Origin of the sequence: Mycolicibacter virginiensis (genome assembly GCF_022374935.2) — a bacterium.
Taxonomy (GTDB): Bacteria; Actinomycetota; Actinomycetes; order Mycobacteriales; family Mycobacteriaceae; genus Mycobacterium; species Mycobacterium virginiense.
Window position 1 is genome coordinate 623,795 of the sequence record NZ_CP092430.2, and the last position, 22,941, is coordinate 646,735.

Below are 22,941 nucleotides of genomic sequence, written 5' to 3' on the forward strand. Positions count from 1 at the left end.
GTCAGTCGAGCTGATCCCGTTGTTCGGGAGCCTCCCAAGTGCGCGGCAGCATCGGAATGGAGGGGCCTGTGGCGCTCGCGGTCAAGGTGGTCAAACCTGTTACCGCAGAGTCGGTTTCATGACTCACGGTCCCCGAGAACCCCACCTGGCCCGCGCCGTGTTCCGCGGCCAGGGCATCCGCTGAGTCCAGGTACTCATAGCGGTTACCGGGATCGGTCAGGGCTTTGCGCTGCCGGCGGCGGCGCAGCTGGCTCGCGGGAGTGGTGCTGGTTGCCACCGCCTCGGCCGCGTCGCGGCGCTGATCCTGCGCGGGCGTGCTCGCGCGTGCCTGCATCCGCGTCCCGTTGGCCGGACCGGCGCCCACTAGGTAGGGGACGAACGCTGTCTCGGCGCCGGTGAAGGGCGGCGGCAGAGCCGGGCCGCCAGCAACGGTGGCGGCCGGGGCCAATGTCGGCGGAGCCAGGGCCGGGGGAGCCGCCGGGGCGGGAGCCGGCGGGGCGGACAGCGCCGGTGGCGCCGCGGCGGCAGCGGGCACGGGCTGTGGTGGGTTCGCGGCGGGCAGCGCCGGTGCGGCGGGAGTGTTGATGCCCGCCAACCCGGCGACACCGACCAAACCGCCCAGCGGCGACACGGGTGCGACCAAGTCGAGCATGGTCTCGGTCAGCGCCGTGACAGCCGGCGCCATCCCGAGCACGATCTCACCCGCGTAGTGCGGCGCGATCGTCATCAGGACGGGATCGCTGATCAGGCTGGTGAGCGGATTGTTGCTGGACAGGTCGGCCTGGATGGCCTCGTTGATCTCGGCGATGCGGGTGGTCCACCAGCTCTCCTGGTAGATATTGCCGAAGTCCTGGGTGGGTGCCTGGCCGGTCCGATGCTGGTGGTCGCGATGTGTCGGGGTGTTGGGATTGAGCACGGCCGGCGCGGTCGAGGCTGCCGGTGACGACGCCACCGCGGCACCGGCCACCTCCTGATACGTCGACATCGTGGTGGCCGCCTGCACCCACATCCGGGTGTAGTCGGCCTCATTAAGCGCGATCGGAATGGCGTTGATCCCAAAGAAGTTCGTCGCCGCCAGCACGGCGTGCAGGGTGTGGTTGGCCGCCAGCTCGGCCAGCGTCGGCATGGCCGCCAACGCGGAGGTGTAGGCGGTGGCGGCGGTCTGGTGCTGAGTCGCCAGCGCCATGCTGTCCGCGCCGGCTTTCGCCAGCCAGGACAGATACGGAACATTCGCCGCCACATAGGTTTCCGCGCTCGGACCCTGCCATGATCCCGCCTGCACCGCCGAAAGCATGGCGGAAAGTTCCTGTGCCACTGCGTTGTATTCGGTGCTCAACGCATCCCACATCGCGGCGGCCGCCAGCAATGGGCCCGCACCCGGGCCGCTACTCAGCAAGGCCGAGTGCACTTCCGGTGGTGACGCCATCCAGATCGGCTCTGTCATTGCCGCCTTTCGCGCGGTGGATAAGCGAAAGCCTAAACCTCAAATCTGGGCTATTTCCTGGAAGTTTCCTCGGAATGCGGGGATTGGTTGCTAATTCGTCCGAATTTATGGAATGCCATGTACCTCGGCGTGTTTATCGGGCGGGTGGACGCACCAGAAAGCCGCTCATGATCAGACTGCGGACCAGCTCAATCTGTTGCGCCACGGCCAGTCCGGGCAGTTCACCTATCTGGAACGGATCGGTGCGTCCGGAGACGAATCGCATCGCGGCCTCGTGGTCCGGGCGGGCGGTGACGATCAGCTGGGCGAACTGCAGGCCGACACCGTCGGCCGTCGTGGTCACTCGCGAGTACAGCGGTTGCTGCTTGCGCACCCAAGTCTCGGCGTCGAGCCCGACGGTGTCGACGACTTGTCCGACGACCGGACAGCGGGCACGCCGCACCAGGAAATCCTGCATGGCGCCAAGGCCTTCCGTGAGGGACTCGGGGGACTCGACGGCGGACAGCCCGGCATGGATCAGCGTGTTCAGGCCTGCCCGTACCTGCGGGTCGTCGAGGTGCCGCGCGGGCAACCGGGTGTGCACGACGTCGTCGCGCAGACTCAACAGGTGCAGGGCGTGAGTCAGCAGCGTGAGCACCGTCGGGACGTGGACGCCGACGGTCAGGTGCACCGACGGTTCGCCGCCCGTCTCGGCGGAATGCACTCGGCCTCGCGGCAGGTAGAGGGTGTCCCCAGCTTCCAGGCGCAGGTTCGTCGGGTCGGGAAGATCAGCCGGGTCAACCTCGTACATCTGTTGCATCCGGTGTGGTGGCACCGGATCGTCGCCGTAGAAATACCAGGTCTTGCTGCCCTGGATCTGCAGCACCAGCACGTCGTGGTGGTCATAGTGCGGCAGGAAGCCGGTGGCGGCCGGCGGGGTGACGTAGGCGTTGACGTGGGTCGGAAAGTTCAGCTCGACCTCGACTCCGTGGGTCAGCATCGACATGGTGCGCAGGTATTTCTCGATGTTGTTGCAGACGATCGTGTAGCCGCTGTGGGCCGCGGCGCGCACCCGCGCCACATCCAGAGTGCCGTCGGGCAGCGTGTACTGCTCGGGCTCCAGGTGATCGGCGCCGCGAACCAGGCGCACCGCGGACGGCTCGGTGGCCAATGCCGCCAGCAGCTCATCGCGCGCCAACGGCCCGCCCAGCAGGCGGTCGAAGTAGTCGGGGCGGCCCCGGGCGATGTGGTGTGGGGCGGCGCCCCACAGTTCATCCAGGAACGCCGGCACCGTCACCGGCGCCAGCATCCAGGCGAGCGGGGCTTCCGGGAGCTCCGGAACGTCGAAGCCCGACACCGGCCTCAAGCGCGGGTCAGCAACAAGGTGTGCGGCACCCCGGCGCGTCCGAGCAGCTGGCGCCACGGTGCTTTCAGCAGCCCCACCGCATCCGCGGTCGCCACCACCTGCGGGTTCGTGACAGCGAATGTCTTGCCGCCGACTTTGACCCGCCCGCCGTCGGCGGCCTGCAGGTTCTTCACCCAGTCGCGGCCGGTTCCATACGGGAGTAGCACCGCGACGCCGTCGGCGGTGTGGAACATCGAGACCGGGGTGCGGTAAGTCGCGCCGGAGCGCCGACCGGTGTGCTCAATGATCGACCACATCGGCACCCAGCCGGAGATCGGGCGAAACAGCGGATTCGTCACGACCCGGTTGAACCGGGCCCGTCTCTCGGAGAACTGCACTGCTAGCCCTGCCTGGTGAGCAGCACCGCCTGCTCGAACGGCAGCCGGGCGAAGACCCGCCTTGCCCGTGGACTCACATGCTCGGCCGCTTCTGCCTTGCTGACCACCCGCGGTTCGGTGACGCCGAAGGTCTTGCCGTGCCGGCGCATCGTGCCACCGCCGGCGGCGATGATGTTCTTCAACCAGTCCCGGTCCGGGCCATAGGTCAGCAGAATGGCCACCCCATTATCGGTGCTGAACACGGTCAGCGGGGTGCGGAAGGGCTTGCCGGAGCGCCGCCCGACGTGCTCGAGGATTCCGAATGTCGGCGCCCAGCCTGCCCACATTCGCTGGATCGGGTTGGTCACATGCCGGTTGAACCGGGCCAGCCGCTGCGGTAGTTGCATGCCTGCTATCCAACTCCGAGACCTGGGTCACCTCAACCCCCAACAACTACACCCTGTAGTCGGTGACGTCGCGCGAGCTGGGACACTGGTCGTCGTGGGTAATGCGGATCGGACCACGGCGGTATCGGAGCGGCTGTTCTCCGAGGCCTGCGCGGTCATCCCCGGCGGAGTCAACTCACCGGTCCGGGCGTTTGCGGCGGTGGGGGGCACGCCCCGCTTCATCGCCGAAGCGCAGGGCTGCTGGCTGACCGACGCCGACGGCCACCGCTACGTGGACTTGGTGTGCTCCTGGGGGCCGATGATCCTGGGTCATGCCCACCCAGCAGTGGTCGAGGCGGTCCGCGACGCCGTGGGAACCGGCCTGTCGTTCGGGGCGCCGACCCGCGGTGAGACCGAGCTGGTGGCCGAGATCATCGCGCGGGTGCCGGCGGTGGAAAAGGTCCGGCTGGTCAACTCCGGCACCGAAGCCACCATGAGTGCGCTGCGGCTGGCCCGCGGTTTCACCGGGCGGACCAAGGTCATCAAGTTCTCCGGCTGTTACCACGGCCACGTCGACGCCCTGCTCGCCGACGCCGGCTCCGGGGTGGCCACCTTGGCGCTGCCGTCGTCGCCGGGGGTCACCGGCGCCACCGCCGCCGACACGATCGTGCTGCCCTACAACGACATCGCTGCGGTCCGTAAAGCCTTCGCTGAATTCGGCAACGAGATCGCCGCCGTCATCACCGAGGCCAGCCCCGGCAACATGGGTGTGGTGCCGCCGGCGCCCGGCTTCAACGCCGAACTGCGCACGATTACCGCCGACTACGGGGCGCTGCTGATCATCGACGAGGTGATGACCGGCTTCCGGGTGAGCCGAAGCGGTTGGTGTGGAGAAGGTGGTATCGATCCCATCTCTGCCGACCTGTTCACCTTCGGCAAGGTGATCAGCGGCGGGCTGCCGGCCGCGGCGTTCGGCGGCCGGGCCGAGGTGATGGACCGACTGGCGCCGCTGGGGCCGGTCTACCAAGCCGGCACGCTGTCGGGGAACCCGGTGGCCACCGCCGCCGGTCTGGCCACGCTGCGCGCCGCCGACGACGACGTCTACACCGCACTGGACAGGAATGCCGATCGGCTGATCGCGATGTTGACCGAAGCGCTGACCGAGGCCGGTGTGCCGCACCAGATTCCGCGAGCCGGAAACATGTTCAGCGTGTTCTTCGCCGAGGAACCCGTCACTGACTTCGCTGCCGCCCGCGCGAGCGAGACCTGGCGCTTCCCGGCGTTTTTCCACGCCCTGCTGGAAGCCGGCGTCTACCTGCCCTGCAGTGCCTTCGAGGCCTGGTTCGTCTCGGCGGCCCTGACCGACGAGGCCTTCGACAAGATCGCCGCGGCGCTACCTGCCGCGGCACGTGCCGCCGCCACCACCGGAGAGCCGAAACCCTGATGGCAGAAAAAACCCGCGTCCACCTGATCCGCCATGGCGAGGTCCACAACCCCGACGGCATTCTCTACGGCCGGCTGCCCGGTTTCCGGCTCTCGGACACCGGCCGCGCCCAGGCCGTCGCCGCCGCCGACCTGCTGGCCGACCGCGACATCGTCGCGGTGATCGCCTCGCCGCTGCAGCGCGCCCAGGAGACCGCCGCCCCGATCGCCGCTCGGCACAATCTGGCCGTCGATACTGACGAGGACCTGATCGAGTCGGCCAACTTCTTTGAGGGCAAGCGGGTTTCGCCCGGCGACGGCGCCTGGCGCAACCCACGGTTCTGGTGGCACTTGCGCAACCCGTTCACCCCGTCGTGGGGCGAGCCCTACGACCAGATCGCGGCCCGGATGGCCACCGCGGTGAGCAAGGCCCGGGCTCGCGCCGCCGGCCACGAGGTGGTGTGCGTCAGCCACCAGCTGCCGGTTTGGACCGCGCGCCAGCATCTCACCGGCAACCGGCTCTGGCACGACCCGCGCCGGCGCGAATGTGGCGTGGGTTCGGTGACCACGTTGATCTACGACGGTGACCGTCTCGTCGACGTCGATTACCAGGTTCCGGCCGGCGGCTGACGATGCGGGCAGTGCTGATCGTCGGGGCAGTGCTGGCCGCGCTGATCTCGGGCTGCTCGGTCGGCGACGACGCCGTCACCCACGGCGGCACCTTCGAGTTCGTCTCGCCCGGCGGCAAGACCGACATCTTCTACGACCCCCCCGAGACCCGCGGCCGGCCCGGCCCGATCTCCGGGCCCGACCTGATGGACCCGTCGCGCACCATCAGCGTCGACGACTTCAGCGGCAAGGTCGTCGTCGTCAATGTGTGGGGGCAGTGGTGCGGACCCTGCCGTACCGAAATCAGCCAACTGCAAAAGGTTTACGACGACACCCGCGCCCAGGGTGTGGCGTTCCTGGGCATCGACGTCCGCGACCCCGAGCCGCAGGCCTCCCGCGACTTCATTTCCGACCGCCGCATCACCTATCCCTCGATCTACGACCCGGCGATGCGCACCATGATCGCGTTCGGCGGTCGCTATCCCTCGTCGGTGATCCCGGCGACCATGGTGCTCGACCGGCAGCACCGGGTCGCGGCGGTGTTCCTGCGTGAAGTGCTCGCCGAAGACCTGCAGCCCGTCGTGCAGCGGCTGGCTGCCGAAAGCACCGAGGCCGCACCGTGAGCGGCTTCACCACCACCGCCACCACCGGCCCGCTGCTGTTGGCCGTCGCCGTGTCGGCCTTAGCCGGGCTGGTGTCGTTCGCCTCGCCGTGCGTGGTGCCGTTGGTGCCGGGCTACCTGTCCTACCTGGCTGCGGTGGTGGGTGTCGATGAAGCTCCACGGGCCGGTGCACTCGAGCCCCCGCCGGGCGCCAGGTGGCGCGTCGCGGGGTCGGCGGCGCTGTTCGTCGCCGGGTTCACCGCGGTGTTCCTGCTGGGCTCGGTGGCCGTGTTGGGCATGACCACCACGTTGATCACCAATCAGGTTCTGCTGCAACGGATCGGCGGCGCGGTGACGATTCTGATGGGCTTGGTGTTCATCGGGTTCGTTCCCGCACTGCAGCGCCAACTCCGCTTCACGCCCCAGCAGTTGTCCACCGTGTTCGGGGCGCCGCTGCTGGGCGCGGTGTTCGCACTCGGCTGGACACCTTGCCTGGGGCCGACCCTGACCGGGGTGATCGCGGTCGCCTCGACCACCGACGGCGCGGGGGTGGCCCGGGGCGTGGTGCTGGTGATCGCCTACTGCCTGGGCCTGGGCATCCCGTTCGTGGCGCTGGCGTTCGGATCGGCCAGCGCGGTGGCCGGGCTGGGTTGGCTGCGACGGCACACCCGGGCGATCCAGGTCCTCGGTGGGGTATTGCTGATCGCGGTCGGGCTCGCCCTGGTCACCGGTGCGTGGGACCACTTCGTGGCCGCGGTTCGCGACGGCCTGGTCTCTGATGTCAGGCTGCCGATCTGATGACCACCACCTCTGCACCGCCGACAAACCCAAAACGGCCCCAAAAGGCGCGCTTTGGGGGGACTTTGCGTCTGCTCGCCGGCAAGACCCGCAACACCTGGCGGGCGCTGACCTCGATGGGCACCGCGCTGGTGCTGCTGGTGCTGCTCGCACTGGCCGCCATCCCCGGGGCACTGCTGCCGCAGCGCAGTCTCAACGCCGCCAAAGTCGACGAGTACCTGGCGTTGCATCCGGTCCTGGGTCCCTGGCTGAACCGGCTGGAGGCTTTTGACGTCTTCTCCAGCTTCTGGTTCACCGCCATCTATGTGCTGCTGTGTGTGTCGCTGATCGGATGCCTGACCCCGCGGACCTTCGAGCATCTGCGCAACCTGCGCGCCACCCCGGTCGCCGCGCCACGCAACCTGTCTCGGCTGCCCAAACACGCGCAAACCCAATTGTCCGGTGACGCCGAAGAACTCGGCGCCCGGATGGCCGCAGAGTTGCGCGGCTGGCGTCGGATCACCCGTACCGAAAACGGCGTCGTCGAGGTGTCGGCGGAGAAGGGCTATCTGCGCGAATTCGGCAATCTGCTCTTTCATTTCGCGCTGCTGGGGCTGCTGGCCGCCGTCGCCCTCGGACGCATGTTCGGCTACGAGGGCAACGTGATGGTCATTGCCGACGGCGGACCCGGCTTCTGCTCGGCGTCGCCGGCCGCGTTCGACTCGTTCCGGGCCGGCGCCACCGTCGACGGGACCAAGCTGCACCCGCTGTGCGTGCGGGTGAACGACTTCACCGCCGACTACCTGGTCTCCGGTCTGGCGACCTCTTTCACCGCGCATATCGACTACCAGGCCGGCGAGGACCTGCGCACCAATGAGTGGCGGCCCTACCTGCTGGAGGTCAACCATCCGCTGCGGGTCGGCGGCGTGCGGGCGTACCTGCAGGGGCACGGCTACGCGCCCACCTTCACGGTGACCTTCCCGGATGGCCAGACCCGCACCCAGACGGTGCAGTTCCGCCCCGACAACCCACTGACCCTGTTGTCGTCGGGCGCGATCCGCATCGACCCCCCGGCCGGTGTCTACCCCGATGCCAGCGAGCGCCGCAAGCACCAGATCGGCATCCAGGGCCTGTTCGCTCCGACCGAACAGCTCGACAACCGGCTGCTGTCGTCGGCGTTCCCCGCGATGAACGATCCCGCGGTGGCGATCGACGTCTACCGCGGCGACACCGGGCTCGACACCGGCCGGCCGCAAAGCCTGTTCACGCTGGACTCCCGGTTGATCGACCAGGGCCGGCTGACCAAGGTGGCCCGGTCCAACCTGAAGGCCGGCGAACAGCTCAGCCTCGATGACGGCACGAAGGTGCGCTTCGACGGGGCGGTGCCGTTCGTCAACATCCAGGTGTCGCACGATCCGGCCGAGGTCTGGGTGCTGGTGTTCGCGATGACGATGATGGCGGGACTGGTGGTGTCACTGGTGGTGCGTCGCCGCCGGATCTGGATCCGGATCACGCCAACGGAGTCCGTGCGGCCGGGTCTCTCTTCGCGCGCTGGCGCGCGCTCATCGCCCCCGACCGGGTCGACGGGACAGGCCGGTACGGTGAACGTCGAGCTGGGCGGGCTGGCTCGCACCGACAACTCCGGCTGGGGTGACGAGTTCGAGCGATTGAGCACGAAGCTCTTCGGCAAGGAGACGTAGGTGAATACGAGTCATATCGACATCGGGCTGGCGCGCTACTCCGACTGGGCGTTCACCTCAGCGATGATCGTGCTGGTCATCGCGCTGCTGTTGCTGGCCGTCGAACTGGCCTCCAGCCGGGCCCGCACGGCTGCCGAGAGCGAGCTGGTTTCCGCCGGCGGTGTGCGCTCCGACAGTGCCACGCCGGGCGTCGTGGTCCCCGCGCAGCGACGACCCCTGGGTGAGCGGGTGGGCCGCGCCGGCCTGGCCCTGGTCTATTTGGGCATCGCTCTTTTGCTGGCCTGCATCGTGTTCCGCGGCGCTGCCACCCTGCGCCCGCCGTGGGGCAACATGTACGAGTTCATCAACCTGACCTGCTTCTCCGGGCTGGTGGCTTCCGCCGTCGCGCTGCGCCGGCCACAACACCGCAGCCTGTGGGTGTTCGTGCTGCTGCCGGTGCTGATCCTGCTGACGGTTTCCGGGCGCTGGCTCTACGCCACCGCCGCGCCGGTCATGCCCGCGCTGCAGTCCTACTGGCTGCCGATCCACGTATCGGTGGTCAGCATCGGCTCCGGGGTGTTCCTGGTGGCCGGGGTGGCTAGCATCCTGTTTCTCATCCGCTCGTCGCGCCTGAGTGACCCCGACGCCCCGGGGGCCCTGGCGCGCCTGGTGCGCCGGCTGCCCGACGCGCAAACGTTGGACCGCATCGCCTACCGGACCACGATCTTCGCGTTCCCGGTGTTCGGTTTCGGTGTGATCTTCGGCGCGATCTGGGCCGAGGGGGCCTGGGGCCGCTACTGGGGCTGGGATCCCAAGGAGACGGTTTCGTTCATCGCCTGGGTCGTCTACGCCGCGTATCTCCACGCCAGGTCGACGGCCGGGTGGCGCGATTACAAGGCGGCGTGGATCAACGTTGTGGGGTTCGCGGCGATGATCTTCAACCTGTTTTTCGTCAACCTGGTGACCGTCGGCCTGCACTCGTATGCCGGAGTCGGCTAATCCAGCTGACAGATTCCTTTATGACAGCTGCGCTACCCTGCGGTTACCGACGTCCATTGACGTCCTAACCAGTGTGACAGGGGAGATACAAGTGTCCGACCATGCACCCGGTGATGTCACTGCGAGCCATGACGTGACGGATCATCCGACCACCCAGTTCCGGCCGCTGCAGCACGTCGGCGAGGCGGCTGAGGCCCCCGCGGACGCCTCGGAGTCCGGGGCCACCGGGTCGTTCAACCAGCGACCCGAAGGTGAGGAGACCCGCTCCTTCGGCGGTTTCCGCACCGAGCGCCGGTTCTCCGAACCGGTCGACCCATGGCCGCCGGCGCCTGCGGAGACCCCGTCTGGGCAGCAGTCCTGGAACGCAGGTGCATCGACCACCTGGGTTCCGCAGCCGATGGATAACCCCGCTCCGGTGTATTTCGGCGGCAGCGCCGGCGCTGGCTCCGGTCAGGCGCCGTATCGCGCCTCTGAGCCCATCGCCCCGTTCTCGGATCTGTCCACCACGTCGCTGTTGCGACAGGTCAAGCCGCCGCCAACGTCGGGCTGGCGTCGCCTGCTCTACGTGCTGTCCGGCCAGCTGATCAACGTCGGCGAGAGCCCGCGCACCATCCGCTTCAACGACTTGGTGGTGCAGGTGAACCGGCCGCTGCAGGGCTGCCACCGGATCGCGGTGCTGTCGCTGAAGGGCGGGGTCGGCAAGACCACCATCACCGCGACCCTGGGGGCCACGTTCGCCTCCATCCGAGGTGACCGGGTGGTGGCCGTGGACGCCAACCCCGACCGCGGCACGCTGAACCAGAAGGTGCCGATGGAGACCTCGGCGACGGTGCGGCATCTGCTGCGCGACGCTGACGGCATCCAGCGCTACAGCGATGTCCGCAGCTACACCAACCAGGGCCCCAGCCGCCTGGAGGTGCTGGCCTCCGACAGTGACCCGGCGGTCTCGGAAGCGTTCAGCGCCGAGGACTACGCCAGCACGCTGCAGGTCTTGGAGCGGTTCTACAGCCTCGTACTCACCGACTGTGGCACCGGCCTGATGCACTCCGCCATGTCAGCGGTGCTCGCCAAGGCCGACACCATGATCGTGGTGAGTTCGGGGTCAGTTGATGGCGCCCGCAGCGCCTCGGCGACTTTGGACTGGCTCGACGCGCACGGCCACGAGGACCTGGTGCGCAACTCGATCGCGGTGATCAATGCGGTGCGGCCACGCTCGGGCAAGGTCGACATGCAGAAGGTGGTCGACCACTTCTCCCGGCGCTGCCGCGCCGTGCGGTTGGTGCCGTTCGATCCGCACCTGGAAGAAGGCGCGGAGATCGACCTGATGCGGCTCAAGCGCGAGACCCGCGAGGCGCTCGTCGAGCTGGCTGCGGTGGTTGCCGAGGCGTTCCCCGGCGACGACCGGTTCAACCAGCACTTCGTCTAGATCGGGGCCTGGTTCGGAAATGGCAGCCTTAGGGCTGGTTGTCGCCGTGGCTGATCCGCCACAAGAACTCCGGGTCATCATCCGGTCCGATCACGCGCGTCTTCGGCCGGGCACGAATGGCACGCAGGCTGAGGTACAGCAGCGTTCCCAGAGTCAGGACGAGGAGCAGGTAGAGCACTCGCGACACCTCCTGGCGCCGAATATACCGTTAGCGTCGTTCGCGCCGGTCCAGCCCGCCAGTAGGCTTGATGACCGTGGCGACAGGTCGGGCCCCGTTGGGCCGTGCGGTACTCGATGTAGCGGTGTACACCGCGGCGCGGCTGGCGCTGGTGGTTGTGCTGACGGGGGTGATCTACGGAGTGGGCCGGCTGCTTGGACTCAGCGATTTCCCGCCGATCATCGCGGCGATGCTGGCGCTGATCGTCGCGCTGCCGTTGGGCATGTGGCTGTTCACGCCGCTGCGTAAGCGCGCTACCGAGAGCTTGACCGTCGCCGGCGAGCGCCGCCGCCAGGAACGCGAGAAACTGCAGGCCCGGCTGCGCGGGGAGTAACCGCCCGTCGTTGACCCCTTCGGGGTTGACTCTGCGTGTACGGCGAAGAAGTGCGAGTAGCCCCCGCCCTCAGCGCAGAGTCAACGGCAAGGCCTCGGTCGTGTCAATGTTTGTTGACAGACGCGGAGTGTCAAGTTACCTTGACATCATGAATGAGCCGCCGGACGCCTCCTTGGTTTCCGCTACGGATGCGGCGACCAGTGCGGACCCGGCCGTCGGCCTGCGTGGCGTGCGTGCCTTGCAGCGGCTGCAGGAGCGGTTGGAGGCCATCCATGTGGCCAATGCTCGCGAGCAGGGCTGGAGTTGGCAGGCAATCGCCGAGGCACTCGGGGTGAGCCGTCAGGCCGTGCATCAGAAGTACAACCGGAGGAAATGAGCCATGGTCTTTGAGCGGTTCAGCCGCGATGCCCGGGCCGCGGTCATACAAGCTCAGCGAGATGCGCGGGGCTTTCACGCCGACGACATCGGGCCACAGCATCTACTTCTCGGGGTGCTCCAGACCGCCGAGGGGGATCTGTCGGCGACGCTGGGGGGCTACGGGCTGACTATTGATGGGGTGCGGACACGACTGGCAGAAGCGATGGAAACCAGCGAGTCGTTCGACGCCGATGCGGACGTGCTGCGGCTCCTGGGGATCGACCTGCGTGCTGTCCGTGATGCCGTGGCGGACACCTTCGGTGCAGAGGCCTTTGACTGTGCGGTACAGCGAACAGGCCGCGGTAGCCGTCGTCGAGGGCGTCTGGCCTTCACCCGGGCCGCCAAGACGACGCTGCAGCTCGCTTTGCGAGAGGCGGTGGCGCGCAAGGGCAAAACGATCTGCTGCGAGCACATCATGTTGGGCATCTTGCGTGATGCCGATCCGGTCGTGATGGACATAGTTACCGAGTCTGCCGATCCGGCAACGCTGACAGCCGCGGTCAGCACGCTGCTGGAACGGGCGGCCTAGCGACTATCGACCTATTGGCCCAGAGTCAACGCCAAGGCCTCCGCGATCGCCCACACCAGCATGGTCATCCCGGTGTCGCGCAGCACCGGAATCAGTGCGGCGCCACCGAGCCCGGAGCGCACCGGGGCCGCGGCCCGCAACGCCAGCGGCGTGGCGATGAACCCGACCGCGCACCATGGGGTGGCCCGCATCAGGGCCAGCGTCAGCACCCCGGCCAGCGCCACCAACAGCTGAAACAGCACCCGAGTGCGGGGATCGCCGAGGCGTACCGCCAGGGTGATCTTGCCGGCCGGCTTGTCGGTGGCGATGTCGCGCAGATTGTTGGCCACCAGCACCGCCGACGACAATGCGCCGACGCCTACCGCCAGCGCGCCGCCGACCCAGTCCACCCGCAGGGCCTGGGTGTACTGGGTGCCCAGCACCGCGACGAGACCGAAGAACACGAACACCGCGATCTCGCCGAAGCCGGCGTAGCCATAGGGCTTGGACCCGCCGGTGTACAGCCAGGCGCCGGCGATGCAGGCCGCTCCCACCACCAGCAGCCACGGCGCGCTGACCAGGGCCAGGGCCAAACCGGCCAGCGCTCCGACCGACAGCGCGGCGATCGCTGCCGTGAGCACCGCGCGCGGGCTTGCCAGGCGGGCACCCACCAGGCGCACCGGGCCGGTCCGGTCGTCGTCGGTGCCACGGATGCCGTCGGAGTAGTCATTGGCGTAATTCACCCCGATGATCAGCGCCACCGCGACGGTCAGCGCCAGCAGCGCCTTCCACCACACCGCGGCGCCCAGCCATGCTGCCGCGCCGGTTCCGGCGATCACCGGAGCGATCGCGTTGGGCAGGGTGCGGGGACGAGCCCCCTCTATCCACTGTGCGAAGCTGGCCACCGCACGATCCTTGCATGCGGGAGGAGCAGAAGTTGCCCGGCGCTGACGATGCAGTGGGGGTACCCCGAGCCGCGCAGCGGCGAGGGGGACGAAGCGATGAGGAGGAAGCGGCGCGAGATGTTGGGCGTGATCGGCGGTAGCGGTTTCTACTCGTTCTTCGGTGACGATGCGCGCCGCGTCAGTTGCGACACCCCCTACGGGGCGCCCAGTGCCGAGATCACCGTCGGTTCCGTCGGCGGCCACGACGTGGCATTTCTACCGCGGCACGGCGCCGCCCACGAGTACTCGGCCCACACCGTGCCCTATCGGGCCAACATGTGGGCGTTGCGGGCGCTGGGGGTGCGACGGATCCTCGCGCCCTGTGCAGTCGGCAGCCTGACCCCGGAATTGCCCCCCGGCTCGGTAGTGGTGCCCGATCAGCTGGTCGACCGCACCCGGGGCCGCGCCGACACCTACTTCGATGACGGCGGCGTGCACGTCGAGTTCGCCGACCCGTACTGCTCGACGCTGCGGACCGCGGTGACAGGCCTGCCCGACGTGGTCGACGGCGGAACCATGGTGGTGATCCAGGGCCCGCGGTTCTCCACTCGCGCCGAGAGCCAATGGTTCGCCGCGGCGGGATTCCGACTGATCAACATGACCGGATATCCCGAAGCGGTGTTGGCTCGTGAACTGGAAATGTGTTATGCCGCAGTAGCTCTGGTCACCGACTTGGACGCAGGCGTCGACGTCGGCAGTGGTGTGAAGGCCGTCGATGTGTTCGCGGAGTTCCAGAAGAACATCGAACCGTTCAAGAAGCTGGTGCACGACGCCATCGAGCGGGTCGATGAAGAGCGCACCTGTACGCACTGCCTGCCGCACGAAGGCATTCAGTTGCCGTTCGAGCTGCCCTGAATCGACGTAGCGCGCTCAAAGGTGGGCGGCCGCGTACTCGGCGCCCTGCTCGGTCATGCCGTTGACGCCGTACGAGGCGTGTGCAAAGGGCGGTCCGCCGGCCGGGGCGCCGTTGCAGATGGTGTCGCCGTCGGCGCACAGCTCCAAGGCCTTGGACGCATACCGCGGACCGATCCGCACCGGTGGCGCACCGTTCGGCTGGAGGAACTCCGCCGAAGGCGTGCCGAACAATACGACTGCGGCAACGTGGTCGGCCACCGACGACGGCATCGGCTTGGGGATGTAGGCGAGGTAGTCGGCGGGAACTTCCTTGGGGATCTCGGCCGAGGTGGTGTAGCCGGCCAGCGCCGCACCTTGCGAGAAGCCACCCAGCACGATTCGGGTGTTGGGGCAGTTCGCGGCGGTGTTCTCGATGTGCGTGCCGGCGTCGCGGATGCCGTCGACGACGGTGCGGGCGAAGTCGACCCCGCCGCCGAAATCGTTGCTGGCGGCGTAGTTGACCGGATAGACCTCGAAGGAGCGCGCACCCACCTTGGCGTGCAGCGCATCGACAAAGGATTGACCGATGCCGCCGACGCCGGGTGGCTCACCGGTGCCGCGCGCGAACACCACCTCCACGTCGGGACAGGGCTGCGCCGAGGCGGGCGGGGCGCTGGGGGACAGCAGTGCTGCGCCGCCCAGCGCCATCGCTGTTGCCAGGTACCGGGTGATTCGCCGTGCTGTTGTTGCAGCCATTGCAGTGATGTACATCGTGACCCTCATTCGTATCGTTCACCCAACCCGGGCTCAAGAGCAGAAACGCAGTTTCGGCTACCCCTCGTCGGCGCCCGATAAACGCCTAGGTGCAGCCGTATTTGTGCTCGCCGCTGGAAGGGACTCAGTTACCGTTCGAGCTGCCCTGAACGACTTCGCCGTTCGCGGCCGAATCGTCGCTTCCCCGATAGATCTTCGGTCCGCCCGCGGGAGCGACGGTGGAAGAGTCCGTGGACCGGAAGATGCGTGGTGTGCCGGGCTCGCCGGGCTTGGGGCGGTCGTCGGTCGGCACCGTCAAGCGTCCGACGACGATTGCCACCACCAGGCCGCACAGCGCAAGGCCACACAGCACCACGTCGAACGTGCTGGTGATCTGCTGCGCGAGTCCGTTGCCGTACACCGGGTTGGCCCATGCGTTGGCGCGCTGGGCTTCCGCGAGTCGTGGAGCCAGACCGACACCCACCAGGACCCGGGCGATCGTGAAACCGAACAGGATGGCGCTCACCGACCAGATGGCCGCCGCCGGCACCGAGCTATTGCCCAGGTTGAGCCGTAGCCAGATCGCGATGACCGCAGCCACCACGTCGAAGGAGGCCATCGCCGCGCTGTCGTAGGGCGAATACGGCAGGTCTAGGCCGACCGCGACGCTGAGATCGACGACGCGCATGAGCGCCGACCCCAGACTCCAGATCGCGATGAGCAACAACGTCTTCCGGGTGGCCCCCAGCCACGTCGTCGCCGAGGCGTCGCGCGCTGCCGCCACCGCCAACAGTGCCGCGGCGCCCACCCACACCAGATAGCCCTCGAAGCCGACTCCGGCCGTGGAGGTGTTCTGCGCGATGCCGTGAAAGCCGTCGATGTCGCGGCCGATCGGCAGCACCCACACCAGGATCCCGGCGACCAGAGCGGCCCCGCCGAGCAGCACGACAGCGAGCTGGGACGCTTTGTCGCGCTGCAGAACCCACCTCGAAGCGACGACTACGGTGGCCCACGCAACCGCTCCATAGACCAGCGCGGTCGCAATGATCGCGACTTGTTGGCGGCCGAATCCGGTTGTGGAGTGGGCCTCCGGCAGGGCGTAGCGCACCCGCCAGTACAGGTTGAACAGCACACTCAACGTGGCACCGACGATCGCTGCGTAGCCGAGCGTCCGGACCGTGCGCCGCCACAGCCGCACCGGCCCGGCGAGCACCGGCTGCGCAGCCAGTAACGCTCCTGCGGCGCCCGCCAACGCGCCCGGCCCGACGCCGCCCGGGGGCCGGGGGCTTCCGCCGTAGCGGACGGTCTGCACCACGTCGGCGGCCACCACACCGAGCAGCAACACCAGATACGGCGCACAGAGCAGCAGCCGCAGCCGTCCCGCGACGGCGTGATTGTTGGGTACACGCAAGATTCCCCAGGGCCCCACGTAGGTCGCGGCGATCGCTGTCAGCGCGAGCACGGTGGCCACAGCCAGCGCGACGAACAGTCCGGGCTTGCCGGCCGGAATGCCGGCACCGAAGTACAGGCTCCACGGCAACGCCGGCGCCGCGAGCAGCAGTGCCGCAGCGGTCGCATCGCGGCCGATATTCCAGCCTCTGGTCGACTCGGCGATCACCTGCTCACCATAACCGCGGGAGGGGCATACGCCATTGAACTGCGAAGATCGAACCGCTCGATGGTCGATCCGCGCGGCTAGACTGGCTAATCGAGTGGCCGCGGAAGGAGACGCGCAATGGATGTCGCGCTCGGAGTGTCGGTTACCGGCGCGCTTGCCCGCTTGGCGCTCGTCGAATCGGACGCCTACGGCGATGCCGTGCTCGACGAATCCATGCTCGACCTGACGCGCAATCCGGTCGAAACCCTGATCGAGACGGTGACCGGAACCCACCGCATGTTGGCCGACGAGGGCCACCGGCTGGCCGCTACCCGCCTGTGCTGGTCGGACTCGGACTTGCTGGCGGAGGTTCGCCGCGCCCTTGAGGATGCGGGAGTCGAAAACGTTTCCGAGCAGCCCCAGGCGCGCTCGGCAGTGGCGTTGGCGCGCAACGCCTCGGGCGAGGACGGCGAGACGACGTGGCTGCCTGCTCCGGCCGCCGATGCGACGATGGCTGCGCCGGTACTGGCGGACGTGGGCGCCCCAGACGGAACGGCCACGGCGCTGGCCCCGGCGGTTGAGGGCGAACAGTCAGAACAACAGGAACAGCAGCTCGCGTACTCGATGACTGACGATGACTCCGAACTGCTGCCGGTGGAGTACGCCGACGCCGAGGGCGACTATGAAAGCTACGAGGGCTACGACGCCTACGGCTCCGAATACGGGGGAGACGGCGCCGAAGCCGACGAGCGGGCTGCGCCACCGCCGCCGGTGGGACGGGCGCTGCTGGTAGGCAGTTCGGTCGGGGGGATTCTGGTGGCCGGGTGCGCGGCGTTGGCCGTCGCCGTGACGATCGGCATTCGCCCGACGGCCGCATCCACGCCGTCGCAGCCACCGGTGGTGGCGCAGCCGCCGCAGGCCCAGCCGGTGCCCGGCAACTTCATGCCGGTACTGCCCGCCCCGAAGCCGGCGCGGCTGCCCGCTGTGCAGGTCCCCGACCCTAATCCTGTTGTAGCACCGGCAAACCCGGCACCGGCCATCGTTGCTCCGGCGCCGGTTCTTCCGGCTCCTCCGGCGGCGCCCGCGCCCGCACCGCCCGCGGTGATTCCGTTTCCGATTCCGATCCCGATCATCACCGGACCTGTTGGTGGTGGCGGTGGTTGGCTGCCCGGGTCGGGTGGCAGTGGTAGCGGCGGTAGCGGATCGGGTCGTGATCACAGCGGCGGCAGTCATTCCGGCGGCGATGCCGGTTCGGGTGGCACGGGAACCGGCGGCACAGACGGCAATGGCTCCGGTGGCACGGGTTCGGATGGCACTGGTTCGGGTGGTGTTGGTTCCGGCGATAACGGTTCCTCCGGTGGCCATTCCGGTGGCAGCGACTCCGGTGGTGGGCACTCGGGCGGCACCGGCGCGGGCGACGGCAGTACCGGTGGCTCCGGCAGTAATCCGGGCGGTTCCGGCGATAGCGGATCGGGTGGCCACTCCGGCGGGCCCGGCGGCACCTCTGGAGGATCCGACGAGAGCGGTTCGGGTGGTACCGGGGCGGGCACTGACTCGGGTGGACCCAGTTCGGGCGGCTCCGGCAGCGAGGCGGGTGGATCTGGCGGTGTCGGATCTGGCGGTTCGGGCGGATCTGGCGGTGATTCCGGAGGTTCCGGGAGCAGCGGCTCTGGAGGCGCTTCCTCCGGTTCCGGTGGCAGTTCCAGCGGTTCTGCCGGCAGTTCCGGCGGGTCCAGCTCCTCGGGTTCGAGCGGTGACGCCGGGGGCAGTTCCGGCGGCGGGTCGAGCGGCGGTTCTGCCGGCAGTTCCGGCGGCGGGTCGAGCGGAGGCTCAAGTGGCGGATCGAGCGGCGGGTCTGGTGGATCGGGTGGTGGGTCCGGCGGGTCGAGCGGGGGCTCAAGTGGCGGGTCGAGCGGCGGGTCTGGTGGGTCGGGCGGTGGCTCGAGCGGCGGGTCCGGCGGGTCCGGTGGTGGCTCTGGTGGCGGATCGGGTGGCGGGTCTGGCGGCGGAGACTGATCCCGCGGCTCTCGCACACGTCACAGCGTGATGCGCGCGACCATCGCCTCTACTTGTTTCCGGTCCAGCACAACCGTTGACCCATCAGGCAAGCCGAGGATTCGGTCCGTCGCGATGCCGTGCAGTTTGATTCGTTTCACGCAGTCATCGATGGCCTGTCGACGCGCCTTCGCGTCAGGCGCATCGAGCACCCGCATGACGTTCCTGCGCAAGCTGGCGGCGAAACCCTGAATCATGTCGCCGATCCCTTCGGGATCGAAGGTGTCGAACACACCTTCGTCGACCCCGTCGCTGATGAGCTTGGTCAGCACCGGTCTGAACCGGTCCTCCCACGTTTCCACGATCTTGGCGAACAGAGCGCGATTGGGCGGCGCGAAAAGCGCCGTCATCGCCGCGATCTGTTCGCCAGCCCCCATCGCCATCTTGACGTCGTAACTGGCCGCCAGCCCGCGATTGAGGCGTTCCAGGGCGTTCGTGCCCGGCTGGCCGAAGACCGGACGCAGTGCCTCCAACGCTGCATCGGCGCTGCGTTCAGCCAGTGCGATGACCAGCGCGTCTTTGGACGGAAAGTAGTGGTAGAAAGCGCCTTTCGGAACGCCGGTCACGGCCAGAAGTTCGTTGAGACTGACCTTGTCATAGCCACGTTCGAGAAACAGGGCCAGTGCCTGGTCGAGCAGCTCGGCTCGCCGGATCTCCCGGGGTTTCACGGCACGGCGCATGACGGTATTGAATCAGTCGGACTTCTTCAGCCATCCGACGTAGGTCAGGTAGACGCCGCACAGTGAAAGCAGCCCGAAGCCGGCCCGCACCGCACCGATGGCCCCGCTTGATGTGTCGGTGGCGGCTTCGGCTCCCTTGACGATCAACTGCGGTGCGGCGAGCAAGACGAATCCCCGAAGCAATAGGAACCACCCGAACAGCGAAATGATCACCGCGGCGATGCCGCGCCAATATTGGTGAAACGCAATGATGAACAGCCCGCCGCCGAACAGCAGTGCGCCCAGCGTCCACGGCCACATCGGGTCGGTCGAGAAACTCGACAGCAGGTTTCCGATACTTCCGGCTCTGAACGCGATGATGGCGGGAACCACGGCGATGAACGGCCCCAGGACGCGCGCGAAGGAGCGCGTGCGCTGCGCGGATGTGGTGGGTGTGTGCATGGTTTGCGTCCCCTTCCGCCAGCAGTGGCGAAGCGATTAGACCACCGGTCTATAAATTAGACCAGCGGTCTAAGTAAGCGCAATACCCTAGGCGGAAAACCGTTGCGCCAGTGCTTTTCGGTCAAGCTTGCCGATTCCGCGGCGGGGGAGTTCAGCCACGACATGTACCTCGCGTGGCGCTGCCGTGCTGTCCAGCGACTTCGCGACGTGGGCGCGTAACGACTCCAGCGTCGGGGGCGTCGCGCCGGTGACGACGATCGCGGCGACGACACGCTGCCCCAGCCGGTCGTCGTCGATCCCGAACACCGCGCATTCGGCCACAGCGGGATGCGTCGACAACACCGCTTCCACCGGACCGGGTAGAACCGTCAATCCGCCGGTGCTGATCGCGTCGTCGGCACGGCCCAGCACGGTCAGTAGGCCCGAGTGATCAAGGGCGCCAAGGTCATTAGTAATGAACCAGCCTGGCTCGGCGAATGGGTCCGGATCGACAGGATTGCGGTAACCCTGCGCCAGGGTCGGGCCGCCGATCGCGATCCGTCCGTCGTCTCCGATGCGTAGCCGGACGCCCGGCAACGGCTCCCCGTCATAGACACAACCGCCGGCAGTCTCGCTCATACCGTACGTGCGCACCACCCGCACTCCAGCGGCGCCTGCCGCGTCCAGAATCGGTTGCGGCGCCGGACCTCCGCCCAACAACACCGCGTCCAACTCGGCCAGTGCGGCCGCGGCCTCGGGAACGGTCAGCGCCTTGGCCAATTGGGTGGCGACCAGCGAGGTGTAGCGCCGACCGGAACCGAGCGCTGCCACCGCCGCGGGCAACCGCGTGATATCGAAACCCGTTGCGACATCAAGCTGCACGGGCGCGGTGCCGGACACCAGGCTGCGCACCAGGACCTGGATTCCGGCGATATGGTGCGGGGGCAGCGCCAGCAGCCAGCTGCCCGGCCCGCCCAACCGGTCATGGGTGGCCGTGGCGCTGGCCACGAGTGAGGTCCCGGTCAGCAGAGCGCCTTTGGGCACTCCAGTGGTTCCCGACGTCGCCACCACCAGCGCGATGTCATCGCCGATGGGATCACCCACCCGCAGCGAGGCCAGGACAGCAGGGTCGGTGTCGGGGCCTGCCGGCGTGAACGCGGCGTCATGGCCGTCCAAGACGCCCTGCAAGGCGGGCAGGACGGTGGAGAGGGCATCACCGGGTGGGATGTCCAGCGCCCGCAGGCGTGCTATGGGTTTCCTCCGTTGGTGGGGGCGTCGTCTAGCAACCAGCCCTTTGCCGCCAACCGCTCTCGCACCCGTTCGATGTCCTCCGGAGCGGGCAGTTCGTTGGTCAAGCGGGCGATCAGTACCCCGATGTCGATGCGGTCGAACTCGCCGCGGCCGATCAGTTCACGGGCGACGTCTTTGACCTCATCGTTGGTCAGGCGTCGCGACAGCAGCGCCAACAGCGGGACGTAGTCGTTCTGTGGCACACCATCGGGATACCCGGCGCGCAGCCAGGCGACGATCGAGGTGAGAAATTTGTTCATGCTGCGTCAACTTCCCCGCGCCGACACCGGAAGGAACATGTCAGCTGCAATATTACGTCTATTCAAGGCCAAACACCTCGTCCCAATGACCCCAGTCATCCCACTGCCAGCCGATGCGGTGCTCGATGAAGTCGCGGGCGATGAACAGCACGCCGGCCAGCACCACGGTGAGCAAGAGCGCGAAGATCATCCACCGCAGCAGGGTCAATCCCCGGCGGTGCTCAGTCGGTCCATCGGCTGCGGCACCCAAGCGCACCCCGATGGCGAACAAGGCCGGCAGCGCGGTACCGACCAGCAGGCCGAAGATCAGAATCTTGGCGGTGGCCACGTAGTCGAACCAGGTGCTCACGGTGTTCACGCACCGCCCCCCTCCGTGCCGATCTCGCGGGACGGAGCAGGGGTAGTGGGTTGCGGTGCAATCACTTCCAGGCCATCGGTCATATGTGCACCCCAATCGGCGGTGACATTGGTGTGGTCGACCGGGACCTTGCGGGACTGCAGCCAGATGAGCGCGGAGACACCCACCAGCAACGTCAGTCCGGTGATGGTGCCGGGGTAGCCGCCGATGCGGTGGATCAGGTGGTAGGTGCCCGCGCCGATGGCCCCGGCCAGCGGCAGGGTGATCACCCAAGCGGTCGCCATCCGGCGGGCAACACCCCAGCGCACATTGGCCCCGGGCTTCCCCAGGCCCGAACCCAACACCGATCCCGTCACCACCTGGGTGGTCGACAGCGAGTAGCCGAAGTGACTGGACAGCAAAATGATGGCCGCCGAGGATGATTCGGCGGCCATACCTTGGGGGGATTCGATTTCGACGAGCCCCTTGCCCAGGGTGCGGATGACTCGCCATCCGCCGAAATAGGTGCCGGCGGCCATCGCCACCGCACACGACACGATCACCCACAGCGGCGGCGTGACGTCGGTCTTGGAGGCCGCGCCGTAGGAGATCAGTGCGAGGAAGATCACGCCCATGGTCTTCTGTGCATCGTTGGTGCCGTGCGCCAGTGACATCAGGGCGGCGGAGAAAACCTGGCCCCGCCGGAAGTCTCGCAGGGTGCGCCCATGGGGGACTCCCCGCGTCAGGCGGTAGACCAGCCAGGTTCCGACGGTGGCAACCAAGGTCGCGGCGAGCACAGCGATCACCGTCGGCACCAGCACCTTCGAGACCACCCCGGGCCAGCGCACCCCTGCCGTGCCGGCCGCGGCCAGCATGGCCCCCACCACGCCTCCGATCAGGGCGTGTGAGGAGCTCGACGGAATGCCGAACAACCAGGTGGTCAGGTTCCAGACGATGCCGCCGACCAAGCCGGCGAACATGACTTCCAGGGTTACCAGGTTGGTGACCACCAGATCCTTGGCCACCGTGGCCGCCACTTGGGTCGACATGAACGCCCCAACGAGGTTGAGGGTGGCACAGAGCGTTACCGCGGTCTTCGGCTTGAGCGCACCGCTGGCGATCCCGGTGGCGACAGCGTTGCCGGTGTCATGGAAGCCGTTGGTGAAGTCGAAAGCCAGGGCGGTGATCACGACCGTGATCAACAGGAACAGCTCCAAGGTCACCGTGCGGATTTTTGCAGCCGCACGCCTG

At 67.9% G+C, this 22,941-nt stretch carries 26 protein-coding genes; 12 read left to right on the plus strand and 14 right to left on the minus strand.

Annotated elements, in window-relative coordinates; translation table 11 throughout:
* Nucleotide 1 precedes the first annotated feature (1 nt).
* From MJO54_RS03025 to MJO54_RS03040, 4 genes are all read right to left on the minus strand, one after another.
* Nucleotides 2–1,444 (minus strand): PPE domain-containing protein, encoded by a 1,443-nt coding sequence (locus MJO54_RS03025; RefSeq protein ID WP_064890172.1) that lies wholly within the window; start codon nucleotides 1,442–1,444, stop codon nucleotides 2–4.
* 133 nt (nucleotides 1,445–1,577) lie between these two features.
* Nucleotides 1,578–2,732 (minus strand): JmjC domain-containing protein, encoded by a 1,155-nt coding sequence (locus MJO54_RS03030; protein WP_240175940.1) that lies wholly within the window; start codon nucleotides 2,730–2,732, stop codon nucleotides 1,578–1,580.
* 53 nt (nucleotides 2,733–2,785) lie between these two features.
* On the minus strand, nucleotides 2,786–3,127 hold the full coding sequence (locus tag MJO54_RS03035) for a nitroreductase family deazaflavin-dependent oxidoreductase (protein ID WP_233428656.1): 342 nt from the start codon (nucleotides 3,125–3,127) through the stop codon (nucleotides 2,786–2,788).
* Between the two features lie 41 nt (nucleotides 3,128–3,168).
* Nucleotides 3,169–3,552 (minus strand): nitroreductase family deazaflavin-dependent oxidoreductase, encoded by a 384-nt coding sequence (locus MJO54_RS03040; RefSeq protein WP_105294676.1) that lies wholly within the window; start codon nucleotides 3,550–3,552, stop codon nucleotides 3,169–3,171.
* A gap of 85 nt (nucleotides 3,553–3,637) precedes the next feature.
* On the opposite strand from MJO54_RS03040, the gene hemL reads away from it, so the two are divergent.
* The 7 genes from hemL to MJO54_RS03075 all read left to right on the plus strand — a co-directional run bounded on the left by hemL (nucleotide 3,638) and on the right by MJO54_RS03075 (nucleotide 11,044).
* Nucleotides 3,638–4,975, plus strand: coding sequence for a glutamate-1-semialdehyde 2,1-aminomutase (gene hemL, locus MJO54_RS03045; protein ID WP_434085438.1), 1,338 nt, complete (start codon nucleotides 3,638–3,640; stop codon nucleotides 4,973–4,975).
* Nucleotides 4,975–5,583: a histidine phosphatase family protein gene (locus MJO54_RS03050; RefSeq protein ID WP_240175629.1), complete on the plus strand. Its 609-nt coding sequence runs from the start codon at nucleotides 4,975–4,977 to the stop codon at nucleotides 5,581–5,583. Before hemL ends, MJO54_RS03050 begins: the two co-directional genes overlap by 1 nt.
* A gap of 2 nt (nucleotides 5,584–5,585) precedes the next feature.
* Nucleotides 5,586–6,185 (plus strand): TlpA disulfide reductase family protein, encoded by a 600-nt coding sequence (locus tag MJO54_RS03055; protein WP_046283219.1) that lies wholly within the window; start codon nucleotides 5,586–5,588, stop codon nucleotides 6,183–6,185.
* Nucleotides 6,182–6,961 (plus strand): cytochrome c biogenesis CcdA family protein, encoded by a 780-nt coding sequence (locus MJO54_RS03060; protein ID WP_046283220.1) that lies wholly within the window; start codon nucleotides 6,182–6,184, stop codon nucleotides 6,959–6,961. The genes MJO54_RS03055 and MJO54_RS03060 overlap by 4 nt, the downstream gene beginning before the upstream one ends.
* A complete protein-coding gene (locus MJO54_RS03065) occupies nucleotides 6,961–8,640 on the plus strand; it encodes a cytochrome c biogenesis protein ResB (RefSeq protein ID WP_275564489.1) in 1,680 nt (559 codons plus the stop codon). Before MJO54_RS03060 ends, MJO54_RS03065 begins: the two co-directional genes overlap by 1 nt.
* Nucleotides 8,641–9,618: a c-type cytochrome biogenesis protein CcsB gene (gene ccsB, locus MJO54_RS03070; protein ID WP_046283221.1), complete on the plus strand. Its 978-nt coding sequence runs from the start codon at nucleotides 8,641–8,643 to the stop codon at nucleotides 9,616–9,618.
* A gap of 91 nt (nucleotides 9,619–9,709) precedes the next feature.
* Nucleotides 9,710–11,044, plus strand: coding sequence for a MinD/ParA family ATP-binding protein (locus tag MJO54_RS03075; RefSeq protein ID WP_046283222.1), 1,335 nt, complete (start codon nucleotides 9,710–9,712; stop codon nucleotides 11,042–11,044).
* Nucleotides 11,045–11,072: 28 nt separating this feature from the next.
* On the opposite strand, the gene MJO54_RS03080 is transcribed toward MJO54_RS03075, so the two are convergent.
* Complete coding sequence (locus MJO54_RS03080; RefSeq protein ID WP_105294679.1) at nucleotides 11,073–11,222, minus strand: hypothetical protein; 150 nt, start codon at nucleotides 11,220–11,222, stop codon at nucleotides 11,073–11,075.
* A 70-nt stretch (nucleotides 11,223–11,292) separates the two neighbouring features.
* On the opposite strand from MJO54_RS03080, the gene MJO54_RS03085 reads away from it, so the two are divergent.
* The 3 genes from MJO54_RS03085 to MJO54_RS03095 all read left to right on the plus strand — a co-directional run bounded on the left by MJO54_RS03085 (nucleotide 11,293) and on the right by MJO54_RS03095 (nucleotide 12,541).
* On the plus strand, nucleotides 11,293–11,595 hold the full coding sequence (locus tag MJO54_RS03085; RefSeq protein ID WP_046283223.1) for a DUF4229 domain-containing protein: 303 nt from the start codon (nucleotides 11,293–11,295) through the stop codon (nucleotides 11,593–11,595).
* 148 nt (nucleotides 11,596–11,743) lie between these two features.
* Nucleotides 11,744–11,971: a helix-turn-helix domain-containing protein gene (locus MJO54_RS03090; protein ID WP_046283267.1), complete on the plus strand. Its 228-nt coding sequence runs from the start codon at nucleotides 11,744–11,746 to the stop codon at nucleotides 11,969–11,971.
* 3 nt (nucleotides 11,972–11,974) lie between these two features.
* Nucleotides 11,975–12,541, plus strand: coding sequence for a Clp protease N-terminal domain-containing protein (locus MJO54_RS03095; RefSeq protein WP_240175630.1), 567 nt, complete (start codon nucleotides 11,975–11,977; stop codon nucleotides 12,539–12,541).
* An 11-nt stretch (nucleotides 12,542–12,552) separates the two neighbouring features.
* Here the strand turns inward: MJO54_RS03095 and MJO54_RS03100 are convergent, their stop codons facing one another.
* Nucleotides 12,553–13,425: a 1,4-dihydroxy-2-naphthoate polyprenyltransferase gene (locus MJO54_RS03100; RefSeq protein WP_240175631.1), complete on the minus strand. Its 873-nt coding sequence runs from the start codon at nucleotides 13,423–13,425 to the stop codon at nucleotides 12,553–12,555.
* 117 nt (nucleotides 13,426–13,542) lie between these two features.
* Here MJO54_RS03100 and MJO54_RS03105 point away from each other — a divergent pair, with 117 nt between their 5' ends.
* On the plus strand, nucleotides 13,543–14,319 hold the full coding sequence (locus tag MJO54_RS03105) for an S-methyl-5'-thioadenosine phosphorylase (RefSeq protein WP_240175942.1): 777 nt from the start codon (nucleotides 13,543–13,545) through the stop codon (nucleotides 14,317–14,319).
* Between the two features lie 15 nt (nucleotides 14,320–14,334).
* Here the strand turns inward: MJO54_RS03105 and MJO54_RS03110 are convergent, their stop codons facing one another.
* A complete protein-coding gene (locus MJO54_RS03110; protein ID WP_165604548.1) occupies nucleotides 14,335–15,054 on the minus strand; it encodes a cutinase family protein in 720 nt (239 codons plus the stop codon).
* A 142-nt stretch (nucleotides 15,055–15,196) separates the two neighbouring features.
* Nucleotides 15,197–16,669, minus strand: coding sequence for a DUF7937 domain-containing protein (locus MJO54_RS03115; RefSeq protein WP_065152664.1), 1,473 nt, complete (start codon nucleotides 16,667–16,669; stop codon nucleotides 15,197–15,199).
* A gap of 117 nt (nucleotides 16,670–16,786) precedes the next feature.
* Here MJO54_RS03115 and MJO54_RS03120 point away from each other — a divergent pair, with 117 nt between their 5' ends.
* A complete protein-coding gene (locus tag MJO54_RS03120; RefSeq protein ID WP_240175632.1) occupies nucleotides 16,787–18,664 on the plus strand; it encodes a DUF7159 family protein in 1,878 nt (625 codons plus the stop codon).
* A gap of 20 nt (nucleotides 18,665–18,684) precedes the next feature.
* Here MJO54_RS03120 and MJO54_RS03125 read toward each other — a convergent pair whose 3' ends face one another.
* From MJO54_RS03125 to MJO54_RS03150, 6 genes are all read right to left on the minus strand, one after another.
* Nucleotides 18,685–19,383, minus strand: coding sequence for a TetR/AcrR family transcriptional regulator (locus tag MJO54_RS03125; protein ID WP_240175633.1), 699 nt, complete (start codon nucleotides 19,381–19,383; stop codon nucleotides 18,685–18,687).
* A gap of 12 nt (nucleotides 19,384–19,395) precedes the next feature.
* Nucleotides 19,396–19,824, minus strand: coding sequence for a hypothetical protein (locus tag MJO54_RS03130; RefSeq protein ID WP_046283229.1), 429 nt, complete (start codon nucleotides 19,822–19,824; stop codon nucleotides 19,396–19,398).
* 87 nt (nucleotides 19,825–19,911) lie between these two features.
* Nucleotides 19,912–21,000: an o-succinylbenzoate--CoA ligase gene (gene menE / locus MJO54_RS03135; RefSeq protein ID WP_434085439.1), complete on the minus strand. Its 1,089-nt coding sequence runs from the start codon at nucleotides 20,998–21,000 to the stop codon at nucleotides 19,912–19,914.
* A gap of 50 nt (nucleotides 21,001–21,050) precedes the next feature.
* The gene (locus MJO54_RS03140) at nucleotides 21,051–21,353 is read right to left on the minus strand and encodes a DUF3349 domain-containing protein (protein ID WP_046283231.1); all 303 of its coding nucleotides are present in this window, start codon (nucleotides 21,351–21,353) and stop codon (nucleotides 21,051–21,053) included.
* 58 nt (nucleotides 21,354–21,411) lie between these two features.
* Entirely contained in the window at nucleotides 21,412–21,702 is a 291-nt protein-coding gene (locus tag MJO54_RS03145) for a hypothetical protein (RefSeq protein ID WP_046283270.1), read from the minus strand.
* Nucleotides 21,703–21,707: 5 nt separating this feature from the next.
* Nucleotides 21,708–22,913: an inorganic phosphate transporter gene (locus MJO54_RS03150; RefSeq protein WP_240175634.1), complete on the minus strand. Its 1,206-nt coding sequence runs from the start codon at nucleotides 22,911–22,913 to the stop codon at nucleotides 21,708–21,710.
* Between the last annotated feature and the right edge of the window lie 28 nt (nucleotides 22,914–22,941).

Coding starts and splice junctions, on each gene's coding strand:
- MJO54_RS03140 (WP_046283231.1), bottom strand. CDS start 21,353: ATGAACAAATTTCTCACCTCGATCGTCGCCTGGCTGCGCGCCGGGTAT.
- MJO54_RS03110 (WP_165604548.1), bottom strand. CDS start 15,054: ATGGCTGCAACAACAGCACGGCGAATCACCCGGTACCTGGCAACAGCG.
- MJO54_RS03105 (WP_240175942.1), top strand. CDS start 13,543: ATGTTGGGCGTGATCGGCGGTAGCGGTTTCTACTCGTTCTTCGGTGAC.
- MJO54_RS03125 (WP_240175633.1), bottom strand. CDS start 19,383: ATGCGCCGTGCCGTGAAACCCCGGGAGATCCGGCGAGCCGAGCTGCTC.
- MJO54_RS03040 (WP_105294676.1), bottom strand. CDS start 3,552: ATGCAACTACCGCAGCGGCTGGCCCGGTTCAACCGGCATGTGACCAAC.
- MJO54_RS03095 (WP_240175630.1), top strand. CDS start 11,975: ATGGTCTTTGAGCGGTTCAGCCGCGATGCCCGGGCCGCGGTCATACAA.
- MJO54_RS03065 (WP_275564489.1), top strand. CDS start 6,961: ATGACCACCACCTCTGCACCGCCGACAAACCCAAAACGGCCCCAAAAG.
- MJO54_RS03130 (WP_046283229.1), bottom strand. CDS start 19,824: ATGCACACACCCACCACATCCGCGCAGCGCACGCGCTCCTTCGCGCGC.
- MJO54_RS03120 (WP_240175632.1), top strand. CDS start 16,787: ATGGATGTCGCGCTCGGAGTGTCGGTTACCGGCGCGCTTGCCCGCTTG.
- MJO54_RS03025 (WP_064890172.1), bottom strand. CDS start 1,444: ATGACAGAGCCGATCTGGATGGCGTCACCACCGGAAGTGCACTCGGCC.
- MJO54_RS03085 (WP_046283223.1), top strand. CDS start 11,293: ATGACCGTGGCGACAGGTCGGGCCCCGTTGGGCCGTGCGGTACTCGAT.
- MJO54_RS03090 (WP_046283267.1), top strand. CDS start 11,744: ATGAATGAGCCGCCGGACGCCTCCTTGGTTTCCGCTACGGATGCGGCG.
- MJO54_RS03050 (WP_240175629.1), top strand. CDS start 4,975: ATGGCAGAAAAAACCCGCGTCCACCTGATCCGCCATGGCGAGGTCCAC.
- MJO54_RS03055 (WP_046283219.1), top strand. CDS start 5,586: ATGCGGGCAGTGCTGATCGTCGGGGCAGTGCTGGCCGCGCTGATCTCG.
- MJO54_RS03030 (WP_240175940.1), bottom strand. CDS start 2,732: ATGCTGGCGCCGGTGACGGTGCCGGCGTTCCTGGATGAACTGTGGGGC.